At 72.4% G+C, this 12297-nt stretch carries 10 protein-coding genes; all 10 read left to right on the forward strand.

Annotation, left to right across the window (positions count from 1 at the left end; translation table 11 throughout):
• On the forward strand, nucleotides 1–1104 hold a 1104-nt coding region (locus AB0469_RS25710; protein ID WP_366453797.1), incomplete at its 5' end, for a hypothetical protein.
• Between the two features lie 525 nt (nucleotides 1105–1629).
• Nucleotides 1630–2523 (forward strand): hypothetical protein, encoded by an 894-nt coding sequence (locus AB0469_RS25715; RefSeq protein ID WP_366453798.1) that lies wholly within the window; start codon nucleotides 1630–1632, stop codon nucleotides 2521–2523.
• Nucleotides 2524–2572: 49 nt separating this feature from the next.
• Nucleotides 2573–2842, forward strand: a complete 270-nt coding sequence (locus AB0469_RS25720; protein ID WP_366453799.1) for a hypothetical protein — start codon at nucleotides 2573–2575, stop codon at nucleotides 2840–2842.
• A complete protein-coding gene (locus AB0469_RS25725; RefSeq protein ID WP_366453800.1) occupies nucleotides 2839–3951 on the forward strand; it encodes a conjugal transfer protein in 1113 nt (370 codons plus the stop codon). The genes AB0469_RS25720 and AB0469_RS25725 overlap by 4 nt, the downstream gene beginning before the upstream one ends.
• Nucleotides 3952–3964: 13 nt before the next feature.
• Nucleotides 3965–4249, forward strand: a complete 285-nt coding sequence (locus AB0469_RS25730; RefSeq protein WP_366453801.1) for a hypothetical protein — start codon at nucleotides 3965–3967, stop codon at nucleotides 4247–4249.
• Complete coding sequence (locus AB0469_RS25735) at nucleotides 4246–4881, forward strand: hypothetical protein (RefSeq protein WP_366453802.1); 636 nt, start codon at nucleotides 4246–4248, stop codon at nucleotides 4879–4881. The genes AB0469_RS25730 and AB0469_RS25735 overlap by 4 nt, the downstream gene beginning before the upstream one ends.
• A gap of 14 nt (nucleotides 4882–4895) precedes the next feature.
• Nucleotides 4896–7439: an ATP-binding protein gene (locus AB0469_RS25740; RefSeq protein ID WP_366453803.1), complete on the forward strand. Its 2544-nt coding sequence runs from the start codon at nucleotides 4896–4898 to the stop codon at nucleotides 7437–7439.
• Nucleotides 7436–9757: a hypothetical protein gene (locus AB0469_RS25745; protein ID WP_366453804.1), complete on the forward strand. Its 2322-nt coding sequence runs from the start codon at nucleotides 7436–7438 to the stop codon at nucleotides 9755–9757. The genes AB0469_RS25740 and AB0469_RS25745 overlap by 4 nt, the downstream gene beginning before the upstream one ends.
• Nucleotides 9754–10914 carry an NlpC/P60 family protein gene (locus AB0469_RS25750; RefSeq protein WP_366453805.1) on the forward strand — a complete coding sequence of 387 codons (1161 nt, stop codon included), beginning with the start codon at nucleotides 9754–9756 and terminating at the stop codon, nucleotides 10912–10914. The genes AB0469_RS25745 and AB0469_RS25750 overlap by 4 nt, the downstream gene beginning before the upstream one ends.
• A gap of 202 nt (nucleotides 10915–11116) precedes the next feature.
• Nucleotides 11117–12277, forward strand: a complete 1161-nt coding sequence (locus AB0469_RS25755) for a PQQ-binding-like beta-propeller repeat protein (protein WP_366453806.1) — start codon at nucleotides 11117–11119, stop codon at nucleotides 12275–12277.
• Nucleotides 12278–12297: the final 20 nt, after the last annotated feature.

The raw sequence follows: 12297 nt of genomic DNA on the forward strand, positions 1-12297 counted from the left end.
ATCTACCAGGCGCGGCTCCAGGCCCGGTACGGGCGGGCGTGGCGGCGCAAGGCACCGGTGGAGGCGCTGATGCCGCTGAGGCTGGCCCGGATCGGTGTCCCGCTCGCGCAGACTGCTTCCGCCGGCCTGACCGCAGCCGGTCTGAGCCCGGTCCTGCTCTCGCGCCCCGAGCCTGTGCTGGCGGAGGAGCCGGAGTTGACGGCAGCGCGCGGTGTGCCCGAGCTGCCTCCGACTGACCAGTCGCCCTTTGAGGAGGTTCCCGTCCCGGAAGCGGAATCTCCGACCCGCGCCGAAGACCCGGCTCCGGACGCCTGGGATGCCGTCCCCGAACCTGCCCTCGTCGACCTGACGAAGGCAGGGCGGGACTTCATCGGGCAGTACGGCGTGGTCCCGTCCGCGGAGCAGTTCGCGGCGTTCCTCGCGCGGGACTACGGCCTGACCGACCAGGACACCGGCGGCCTTCTGCCCGATGCCCTGCTGGAGCCGGTGCTCGCCGAGCTCCCGGCGGCAGATGCCGAAGCGGCCGTACTCCCGGCGCCCACACCGGCGGCCCCGGAGCCGGTGACCGACGCGCAGGCGGCTTCGGGGCTGGCGTACGAGGAGCAGCCCGGTGCGGGGGAGCCGCACCCCTTCTTCGGAGAGCAGAGCAGTGACCGCGGTCTGTCGCACCCGTCGGCCGAGCCGGTGCAGCTGCCCGTCGGAGCGGTCCCCGCGCCGACGGCTTCGGTGACCGAGGCGGGCCCGGCCGTACCCGCGGGCCGTTCCTTCGAGCAGCCTGTCCTCTCGGCGCCGGCCGAGGCGGAGGGCCGGGACTGGGTGGCCGAGGTGGCCGTGTCGGGTGAGGCGACCGCTCGGGTGCCGCGCCAGCAGGCCGATGAGGTGCCGGCCGAGGCGGACCCGATCCAGCGCGACGTCGAGCTGGTGGCCTCCTGGCTGATGGAGGCCGAGGAGGCCGGGAAGAAGCTGTCGGGGGCTGAGGTCGCCCGGCGCCTGGAGGTCTCGCCGAAGACGGGCCAGCGCCGCGTGCTCGAAGCGAAGCAGTACCTGGAGGAGCAGCGTCGGCAGCAGGGCCGGGCGCACCTCCGTTCCGTCGGCAGCAGCTGACCGATTCCGCTTCGGGCACGGTGACCGGTCACCGGCCCCCGCTCCCGGCCGCCCCGCGCAGCCGTCCCGCCGTGACCGATCCGGTGCGTGACCGATCGCGCAGCCAGTGCCGTGACCGATGGCCGAACCCGCCCGGGACCGGGCCCGTGACCGATGACCGGTCCCGCTCGTGACCGATTCCGGGCCCGGTGACCGGTGACCGATCGAGGCCCCATCGGTCACCGGTCATGACCGATCCGCGGCCATCGGTCACCCCTCCGCAGCGCCCTGCCACCCGCCCCCTGGGCAAGCCTTCACCCGGGAATCCCGAGGCTTGCCCACCCCCCAGGCAGGCTTGCCCACAGTTGCATGGACCGGTCACGAGGAGGCTTGCCCAACCCCCCACCAGGCTTGCCCAATCGGTCACGGGAGGCTTGCCCAGCTAGAGGGCAAGCCTCCCATCTGCGCTTTTAGGGCCGAGGGCAAGACTTTGGGCAAGCCGGTCTGAGGAGTGTGTACGGCACGAGATCCGAAAGGAGACGTGCCGTGCACGACGCTTCGCACCCCGCCGCCGGCGGCGGGTACTTCGACCGGCTGGACGCCGACTGGGCCGCGCTGTGCGCGGACCCGGCCCTGCGCCAGGCCGTGACCGACTGGGTGACCGATGGCCACCTGACCGACGAGCTCGCGGCCGTGACCGATTCCTGGGCCGGCTCCTGGACGCCCGAGCGGCTCCTCGCCGCGCTGCGCCCGGCAGGCGACGGCGTGACCGATGCGCTGACCGATGCCGTTCTGCGCGCCCTCCTGAAGCGGGCCGCCGGCCGTGACCGATCGGCCGTCCTCGCCGGCCGCGTCATCGTCCAGGCGATGCTCCCCGCCGTCTTCCGCATCACCCGCGGGCAGGTCCGTACGACCGGCGGCCGCACCCGCGACGCCGTCGGTCACGTGACCGTGACCGCCCTCTACGAAGTCGCCCGCGCCGGCCGCATTCACCTCCGCCCTGGCCGGCCCGCCGCCAACCTCGCGCTCGACACCCTGCGCCGGGTACTGGCCGAGCTCGCCGCCGAGCAGAGCCCGGAGGGGGAGGACCTGGCCGCCGCCGCGTACATCGCCGACCGGGCGCCGGGCCCGTACGAGATCGCCCGCGCCCGCACCGTCCGCACGGCCGCCGCCGAAGCCGGCCTCCACGCGGGCCCGGCCGACGACGCCGCGAGTGCCCCGGCCCGGCTGGAGCTCCTGGAGCTCCTCCTCGACGCGGTCCAAGGCGGCGCGCTGTCGACCGCGGACGCGCAGACGCTGGCCTGGCACCACATCAGCGGCGGCATCCCGGACGCCGAGGCCGCCGTCCGCGCCGGCACCACGGCCGGCGCCTGGCAGCGCCGCCGCTCGCGGGCCCTGGCCCGCCTCACAGCATCCCTCCAGCCCGAGGCCGCGGCATGAAGTGGACCACCGCCCCGGCCACCGTCCGCTCCCCCTTTGGAGATGCGTCTTGACCACACCCGCCGCCGCGACGTCGCTGGACGCGGACGAGGAGCGCGTCACCCGCGCCCAGCGTCTGCTCATCCACCTCGGCGCCGCCCTCGTCGCCCACCCCTTCGACACTGGCACCCACGCCAAGCTCCGCGCCTTCCTCGACGAGGACGCCGAGCCCGTCCTCGCCTCGCTCGACGTACTTCGCCGCCGGCCCGAAGCGGAACTCCGACACCGGATCGCCGAGCTGGCCGGCCACAACCTGCGCTCGGCCGGAGGCACGGCATGAGCCCCGCCCTCACCGGCCGCCGGAAGCCGGCCGCGCCGGCCAAGCCGGAGACACCGGCCGTCGAGGAAGCCGAGGCCGAACAGGACGCTGGCTGGGTCGGCGGCTGGTCGACCGGCGCCCAGGCCAACTACGCCGCCGTGCTCCGCTGGCTCGTCTGGGGCCTGATCGCACTCGGACCCCTCCTGGGCGCGCTCGCCTACCTCTCTGTCCCCGCCACGACCACGGCGCCCGCCCCGAAGAACGCGACGTCGGCCCCGGCCGCGAACGGCGGCCAGGGCGCGGCCGGCTTCGCGTCCCTTTTCGTCGCCGCCTACCTGTCCGCCGGCCGGGGCGACGAGCCCAAGCTCGCCGCCTACTACCCGCTGGCCGGCAGCCTTCAGCTCGAAGGCGTCTCTGGCCAGCGCCGCGGGGAGCAGCTGACCGTCGTCCGGCTCCGGCAGACCGACACCGCGGTCTGGTCGGTCACCGTCGCCGCCCGCGTCACCGGCGCGACGCCGACGGCCACGCCGTCCGCGCAGACGGGCGCCTCCCCGAGCCCGGCGGCCGCGACTGACGCGGTGCGCTACTTCCAGGTGCCTGTGGCCACCGGGCCCGGCGCCGGGGGAGCGACCTCGTACACCGCGCTCGCGCTGCCGGCCGAGGTGGCCGCACCCGAGCGGGCCAAGTCCCCGGAGCTGGTCTACGGCCCGATGCGCCCGGCGCTGCCGACCGACCCGCGCACCCAGGCGGTCACCAGCTTCCTGTCCGCCTACCTCACCAAGGGCGGCGCCGAACTCGACCGCTACCTCGCTCCCGGCACCCGCCTGGCCGCTCCGTCCCCGGCCCCGTACACCGGGGTCGCGGTGGACCAGCTCGCGGTCGAGGGCGAGAGCGGCGGCGAGCCGGTCGTGGCCGTCCCCGCCGACGGCACCACCCTGCGCCTGCTCGTCACCCTCCGGGCCACCGGCCAGGACGGGGCGCGCCTCCCGCTCACCTACGCCCTCACCCTCAAGGCCCGCGCCGGCCGCTGGGAGATCGCCAGCCTCGACGGCGCCCCGGCCCTCACCTCACCCACTGCCGCCCCGGCCGCCTCCGGCGCACCGCGCCCGGCCACCACCCCCACCGCATAGAAGGAGCACGCTCATGCAGGAGACCATCACCATGGCCGCGGGCTGGATCCAGACCGGCACCGGCCTCGGCAACGACATCAAAGGCCTGATCTTCGACGTCGCCATCCCGGTCCTGTGCGGGATCTTCGTGCTCGTCGTCGGCTGGAAGACCAAGGCACCCGGCCCGACGATCATGGCCGTCATCTTCGCGGCGATCGTCTGGGGCCTGTCCGCCAACATGGCCACCCTCAAGAACAAGACCAGCGAGGACATCGTCCAGTACCAGGGCGGCCCCGCAGCTTCCCGGAGTGACCAGTGACCGAGGCCTCCGCTGGGAGCGGCGGCGAGCTGGACTTCGAGCTGATCGGCCGCTGCTACACCAAGGCGCGGCGCGCACCGCTGGTCCACGGGGTGATCCGGGACGTCAACGGCGGCCGGGGGATCCGGCTGCCCGGCGGCCCCTACACCCTGACCCAGCTCGCCGGGATCATCTCCACCGTCGCCGCCCTGATCCTGACCCGCCCGCTGTGGGGCGGCCACGGCTGGCTCGACGTCGCCGTCCTCCTGGTCCTGCCCGCGGCCGTGGCGTTCGTGCTGCGCCACCTGCACGTCGACGGCCGCAACCCGGCGGCCGCCCTGTTGAGCATCGCCCTGATGCTGGCCGCGCCCCGGCGCGGCCAGCTCCGCGGCCGGCCCTACCGCCCGGCCCGGCCGACCCGCGGCGATACCCGCATCCACCTGTCCGCCGACGAACCGCTCGCCGAGCCCGCCGTCGCGGCGAGCGTCACCTGCCCTGCTCCGGCCCCCGCACCAGGCCTCCGGCGCAAACCCGCCCGGCCCGTCCCTGCGGAGCCGTCGACCCCTGCCGCCGAGCCCGTGGTATCTGCCGCTGCGGTGGCGTCGGGGGTGCAGGCCCTTCTCGCCCGCCGTGCCCCCACGAACCTTTCCTGACTGGAGACCTGACGATGCGCCTGCCGATCCGGCATGTCCAGAACAACTTGATCTTCACCACCCACGGCACGGTCTGGGCCGTCTGGCGCGTCGCCGCGACCAACTACAGCTACGCCCCGGCCGCGGTGAAGCGCCGCCGCCTCAAGGCCTTGGAGGGCCTGTTCAAGGCGATGACCGGCGAGCCGATGCTCATGTCGCTGTGCCCGCAGATCGACCCGACGGCCGTGGTCCGCGCGATGGTCGACGACATCGACTTGGCCCGGGCCCCGCGCTACGAGAGTCTTGGGCACGCGGTCCTGGACCAGCTGGAGACCATGGAGCTGACCGGTCGCACCGACTGGCTCGCGCTCCCGCTGCCCCCGCTGTCTAAGAAGGACGCGGTTCTCTCTGCGTTCCGGGCGGCGCGGGCGGAGGTCTGCCTGCAGCTCGGGCTGATGCCGGCGGCCGTCTCCGACGCGGAGGTGCGCCGACGCCTGGAGCAGGCCCAGCGGATCCAGGCCCAGTGGCCCACGGGTGTGTCGATGCGGCCGGCGTCCGAGGCGGAGATCCTGTGGATCTACGGCCACTCCGCGCGCCGGGGCCTGGCGGAGCCGTTCCTTCCGGACGGCACCGAGACGCTGGTCCGCGGCCGCGGACGGACCGTCGCGGCGCTGGGGGAGATCCTCGTCGCCGAGGGCGGCGCCGACCTCACCACCGGCCCCGCGCTGCCGGCCAACCCCTTCACGCGGCGCTTCGTCCAGGTCTCCAGCGAGTGGGGCGACTCCTACCAGGCTCTCCTGGCGTTGAGCGAGATGCCCGAGGCGTTCGCCCTCCCGGGCGCCGCCTACCTGCAGCAGCTCGACGACCTGGCCTATCCCGTCGACTGGACCGCCCGCCTGGTGATCGTGCCCGGCTCGAAGGCGGAGCCGAAGGTGCGTAAGAGGGCGCGGCACCTGAAGGCGCAGGCCGCCGAGTACGAGGGCGACCCCGCCGGGCCGCCGGCAGCCGTGGCCAACAACCAGGCCGACAACGAGGAGTACCACGAGCGGCTCACCGCGAACCGGCGCGAGGTCGAGATCCGCGCCATGGTCACCCTGGCCGTGTGGGGCGACAGCCCCGCCGACGCGATGGACCGCGCCGCCGCCCTCGCCTCCGACTTCGGGTCCACTGACTACACCTTCTCCCGGCCCGCCGGCGAACAGTCCAGCCTCTGGCAGGCGATGCTGCCCGGCTGCCGCACCCCCCGGGTCATGGCCGGCTACGCGCAGATCCTCCTCGCCCGGGACTTCGCGATGGCCATGCCCTGGTGCGGCTCCCAGCTCGGCGACGAGCGTGGCGGCCTCTACGGCCTCCAGGTCGCCTCCGGCGGCGCCCGCCCCGTCCTGATCGACCCCGCCCGCGGCCCCCGCGAAAACGCGAGCGCGTCGATGGCCTGGCTCGGCGAGCTCGGCGCCGGCAAGTCCGTGGCCATGAAGTCGGCCGTCTACAACGTCCTGGCCCGCGGCCACCAGCTCGGCCGCCCGGGCTCCCGCGGCCGCGCCGTCATCGTCGACCGCACCACCGACCAGGAATGGGCCCGCTTCGCCAAGGCCTGCCCCGGCACCACCCAGCTGATCCGCATCGACCACACCGCCGCAGTCTCCCTCGACCCCCTGCGCCTGTACGTGAAGCACAGCCCCCAGGTCGCGGCCCGCTACACCGAGTCCTTCCTGACCCTGCTGCTCGGCGTACGCCCGATGGACCTCGAAGGCGTCGCCCTGTCCGAGGCCGTCCAGACCGTCCTGTCCAGACCGGATCCCTCGATGCACGCGCTCATGGATGAGCTGAGCGCGCGCGGCCCCGGCGACGCGGCCGCCCAGGGGCTGGCACGCAAGCTCGCCTCGGTCGCCCGCAAGGACCTCGCGCGGGTCGTGTTCGACGAGACGCTGCCGGTCGTCGACACCCAGCGCGCCGACAGCGTGGTCTTCCTCGTCAGCGCGCTGCAGCTACCGAAGAAGTCCGAGCTGGCCTCCGAGCACCGCATCGAGCGCCTGGAGTTCGAGAAGGTCCTGGGCCGGGCCCTGATGTACCTGATCGCCGCCGTCTCCCGCGAGACCGCAATGCGCTCCCGCGACGAGTTCGCGGTCACGGTCTTCGACGAGTGCTGGTGGCTCACCTCCAGCGACGAAGGCCTGGAGCTGCTGCTGGAGCTGCTGCGCGATGGCCGCAAGCGCAACGCGGCCGCGTACGTCGGCTCGCACGACGCGGACGACATCGGGCCGTCCGACAGCGAGAAGGGCGTCGTCGTGCGTGGGCTTCTGCCGCACCGCTTCGTGTTCCGGCAGACCAGCCGCACCCTGGCCGCCCGCTGCCTTGAGTTCCTCGGTGTGGACCCGACCGACACCGATCTCCTGGACCTGGTGACCGGGGGTCTCTCCCCGCTCGGCCTGCCCGAGGACCAGCGCCGGGCCCGCGCGGGGGAGTGCCTCTACCGCGACCTCGTCGGCCGCATCGGCCTCATGCGCGTCCTCATCCCCCGGGACCGGGCCATCGAGAAGGTCATCCACACCACCCCTACCGCCGAGCAGGCCGCGGCATGAGGACCTCTAGCAACCCGTGGAAGCGGCTGCGCCTGCTCGGCACCGCCCGCATGCGTCTCGCCCTGCTCGTGGCGGCGCTCTGCGCGACCGCCTTCACCCTGCTGACCTCGCTGCCAGCCCTCGCTGAGCCGAGCCCGTCCCCGAGCCCGTCGGGGGCTGCGACGTCCGCTCCGGGCAGCGGACCGGCCCTCAACCCGCTCGTGCCCACCTCGCCGGGCGAGCGTACGCCCAGCCCTGAGGAGCAGGCCGAGATCGAGAAGCTCCTCGGCGAGCTCAATCAGCGGCTCTCGGACTCCATGAAGGAGGCCTACCTCAGGGCAGAGGAGGAACGCCTGCGCAAGCTGCTGCCCAATGAAGGCGGCGTCCTGGCCGTCTTCAACGTCACCGACGAGCGCAACCTGCCGATCTCCGCCTACACCGTCAAGAGCGACACAGGCGGCCTGCTGGACTGGGACCTCGGCATCGAGAACCTGATCACCGAGCTGGCCTTCATGGTCACGAAGTGGGTCATCGCCTTCTGCTGCTGGCTCATCGCCTGGGCGCTGGGCTTCGGTCTCGCCAAGCTCCTCCTGGCGCCCGTCCTGTCCGTCGCCAACTCCCTGCACATCCAGGTCATCATGCAGATGGGGCTGCCCGGTCTCTTCCTGTCGGTGTGCGCCCTGGTCGCCGTCGTCCGGATCTTCTTCGGGGACCGGGTCAAAGGGGTGGGGGACGCGGCCCTGTCCATCCTGATCGCGGCCCTCACCGCCACGCTGCTCTCCTCGCCCCCGCAGCTGCTGCTGGGGGAGAAGGACGGTGCCATCGCCGCCGCCCGCGGCCTGGCCCTCGAAGTAGCGGACATCATCCTCGACGCCAGCCCCGGCCCGAAGGAGAAGGCGCCCGACGCCGAGTCCTCCGCCAGCAGCCGCGCCCTGTCCCGGCCGCTGACCAACGCACTCACCGACGCCTTCATCGTCAAACCGGCCATGCTGCTGCAGTACGGCCAGGTCTTCGAAGGCACCTGCGCGAGGAAGTACTCGGACACCAAGATCACCCAGCTCGCCTACGACCGGGCCATGGATCAGCAATACGAGCGGCTGAAGAGGCTCAACGAGTTCCGAAGCCGCTTCGACCGCTTCGGCTCGACCGTCACCGACTGGACCATGCCCATCGCAAGGCAGTGGGCCATCGACCACTTCGGCAACCCGCCGATGCAGCGGTTCGAGAAGGACTGCGTCAAAGGCGACGTGCAGGCCGCCAAGCGGGCGTCGATGGACAAAGTCGGCGGAGCGCTCTTCCTGTTCGTCGCCGCCCTGATCGTCACCGTCCTGATCGCCGGCCTCGCCGGCAGCTTCCTCGTCGCCCAGTGTCGAATCGTCTGGGACGCCGTGCGCGCCGAGCCCGCGCTCGTCTTCGGGCTGATGCCCGGGGCCGGCCGCGGCTACCTGTGGGACTGGGCGGCATCCGTCCTGCACTCCCTCGGACAGCTCCTGGCCTCCATCATCGGCCTCGCCGTCCTCATCCTGATCATCCAGGCCGTCCTCGACCCCGCCCAGCCCGAATGGGGCAACGAACTCACCCTGCGCTTCCTGGCCGTGGACATCGTGTGCATCGGCGCGATCAAGAAGCGCAAAGCCCTCACCGTCAAGTCCAAGCAGGCCGCGGCCAAGTGGCGCGACAAGATGTCCTCCGCCCGCATCGGCGGGACCAACGGTTCCGTGCTGGCCCCCTCCTCCACCCCAGTGGCGAAGAACCAGTCGATCGCCCGCCAGGTCGGCCAGGGCATGCTCCGCACCGCGATGGTCGGCGTCTCCCTCGCCTCAGGCGACCCGATCTCCGCGCTCGGCTACGCCACCACCTCCAGCGTCAGCTCCGCCGCCCTGATGAGGCGGCTCCAGTCCGGACGCACCGGCAGCCGCGGACGGGCCCGTCCGGCAGGCCGCCCCCGTCCGGGCACCGCCGGCATCCCGGCCCAGAGTCCGCCCGTGCCACCGCAGCCCGAGCAGCCGCCCAACCCGGCCGGCGCTCCCCGCACTCCGGCGAACGAGGCTCCCGCACGGGCCGAGCAGCCCGCCGCCGACAGCAGCCAGCCGGCCACAACCCCAGATCCGTCCCAACCGCAGAGCAGGCAGGCGACAAGGCGGCAGCAGATCGCGACCCAGCCAGCCGGGTCGCCGCGCCAGCAGCAGCTGCGCCAGCGCCTGGAGCGGGGCACCCCGCGTCAGCCCCGCCCGCGCCGCGTCCCCTCCACGGCCCCGCGGCGGCCCAGCGACCAGTCCCTGCGCCGCAACGAGGAGCGCGAGTTGAACCGCCGTCGCCGCCAGCAGCGCCGCCCATGAAGAAGCACTTCAAGGGGTGGCTGGCCGGCGCCGCCGGGCTGCTCGGCCTGGCGCTCGTCCTCCTCGCCGCGATCGCAGCCCACGTCGCCGGCCTCGGCCAGGCCGAGGCCGAGGCCGCCGCTGCCTCGGCCCGCTGCCAGCCCGGCCTCGACCCCGCCACCGCAGACATCGCCCGCAAGGTCACGGCGATGCTCGCCGGAAGCGGCAACGTGGACGTGCCCGGCCTCGACGAGCCGAAGAAGCAGATCCCCAACGCGAAGGTCATCGTCGCGACCGGCATCCAGAAGCGGGTGCCGGCCCGCGGCCAGGTCATCGCCCTCGCCACCGCTCTGCAGGAATCCACCTTGATCAACCTCGACCACGGCGACCGCGACTCCCTCGGCCTGTTCCAGCAACGCCCCTCCCAGGGCTGGGGCACCCGCGAGCAGATCATGGACCCCGTCTACTCCAGCACCAAGTTCTACGACGGGCTGATGGAGATACGGGACTGGGAGCAGATGCCCGTCACCGTGGCCGCGCAGAAGGTACAGCGCTCCGGGTTCCCCGACGCCTACGCCAAGCACGAGCCGCTCGCCACCACACTCCAGCAGGCCATCGCCCCCACGCTCGGCGCAGCGCCGGCCGGGCCGATGCCGAGCCAGCCCGGTCTCGGGGGAGGCCCCGGCGTTGGAGGGTGCGCCGACCAAGGCGGCGGCGCCGGCGGCGTGGACTTCGGGGAGATCCCGCCCGGCACGCTGCCGGAGGGCTACCAGATCCCGGCCACCGCACCCACACAGGTGAAGACCGCGATCCGCTGGGCGCTCGGCCAGCTCGGCACCATGTACCAGTGGGGCGGAACCTGCACCAACCCCCACGGCAACAACCCGTCCGAGCGGTGCGACTGCTCCTCCCTGACCCAGCGCTCTTACGGAGTCGCCGGCAAGGAGATCACCCGCACCACCTACACCCAGATCTACGACGGGCGCCCCGTCCCGGCCGACGCCATCGCCCCTGGGGACCTGCTCTTCGCCCGCGGTACAGCAGATGCCCCCGAACACGTGGCCATGGCCATCGGCTACGGCTACGTCGTCCACGCGCCCCGCACCGGCCGGCCCGTCTCCGTGGTCCCTCAAAGCCAGCTGGGCCCGATCTTGGTCGTCCGGCGCATCGTGGGTTGAACCGGCCGAATGCCGATACGCCGATTCCTCACTTCGACCGTAGGGTGATCGTCTAGTGACCGAAAGAGAAGAGATGCTCGTGAACTTGCGCCGTTTCATCGGCTGTTGGGCATCTTGCGCCCTGCTCCTGACGGGGGCCGTCACAGCCTGCAGCCCCCAGCCTGAGGGATCGACGAGCACGTCCGCGAAGCCCGCTCGCGCGGTGTTCGACCCGCCGGCGAAGTTCGACGCCAAGGCCGGTGTGCCGATGCCGAAGGCGGCCACCGCCGGGCTCCTCAGCTCCAAGGGCGCCGACCTGGGGCTGCTGAGGAATCCGGTGAAGCTCTACAAGGACAAGGCCTACGTGGCCACGCAGGAGAACCTGCTGGCTGTCGACACGACCAACGGTGCCGTGACCACCATCACCCCGGAGGCGAAAGCGGTGACAGATCCACAGGACAGCGTCGGCTTCTTCTCTTTCACGCACCCGGTGGTCATCACCGAGAGCGCATCCCCGCTGGTCCTGACCTCGTTCGTCGTGAAGCAGCCGGCGGTGGGGACGCACGCCGAGCGCGTCTTCGTGGAGTTCACCGCCGTGAACGCCGCCAGCGCACAGGTCGCATGGCGGCTCCCGTTGGACATTCCCCAGTGGGCGAAGGACGCACGGGACCCTTTGACCGTTCGGGTCACCGGGAGCTCGGGCCGGGTCGCGGTGGTATCGGTTGGCGCCTTCAAACCCTCCGGCCGGATCACCTATGCCATTGACCTGGTGGAGCGCCGGGTGTTGTGGACACGCGACCTGTTCGAGGCGAAGACGATCGCGAAAGACACCGTGGCGGGTATCACAAAGGACGCGATCGACAGTCACTACGAAGCCGCTGGCGGATACGACCTGAACACGGGAGAACAACGCTGGCGCGGGGAGGACAGCGAGAACCCGAGCGTGGGCACGGGAGGACCCCGTTTCGTCAGGGTTGCCGGGCGAAGCAAGACCGGTGTCGACTTTGAACGGCTGGTAGACCCGCAGACGGGAGTGGTCCAAAGGGACCTCCCGGACATGGGTGCCGACTGCCAGTTCGATGGCAGCAGCACCCTGGTCTGCTTCCGGAACTCGAAGGGCCTCTCCGTATGGGCCTTCGACACCTCCAACGGCGAGCTCCGGTGGGCACTGCCGAACAAGGCCGCCAACCGGATTGCGCCCACAGTGACCGCCGTGTGGCATGGACGGGTCTACGGCAGAACCGACAGCGGCCCGCTGGCACTGGACGCCAGCACCGGCGAAGACCTGCCCATGCCCCCCGGCATCGCGCCCTACGCGGTCAACGAGTACGTCGGCCTGGCGCTCAAGGGAACGGACGCCATGGCCTACCCGGCCAGCGGCTGACCGAGGCCGGCCATGGGGCG

Source organism: Streptomyces sp. NPDC093801 (genome assembly GCF_040701585.1).
GTDB lineage: Bacteria > Actinomycetota > Actinomycetes > Streptomycetales > Streptomycetaceae > Streptomyces.

Bases quoted from the DNA above. Each gene is read 5' to 3' on its own strand.
- AB0469_RS25725 (WP_366453800.1), top strand. From the start codon at position 2,839: ATGAGCCCCGCCCTCACCGGCCGCCGGAAGCCGGCCGCGCCGGCCAAG.
- AB0469_RS25730 (WP_366453801.1), top strand. From the start codon at position 3,965: ATGCAGGAGACCATCACCATGGCCGCGGGCTGGATCCAGACCGGCACC.
- AB0469_RS25740 (WP_366453803.1), top strand. From the start codon at position 4,896: ATGCGCCTGCCGATCCGGCATGTCCAGAACAACTTGATCTTCACCACC.
- AB0469_RS25745 (WP_366453804.1), top strand. From the start codon at position 7,436: ATGAGGACCTCTAGCAACCCGTGGAAGCGGCTGCGCCTGCTCGGCACC.
- AB0469_RS25750 (WP_366453805.1), top strand. From the start codon at position 9,754: ATGAAGAAGCACTTCAAGGGGTGGCTGGCCGGCGCCGCCGGGCTGCTC.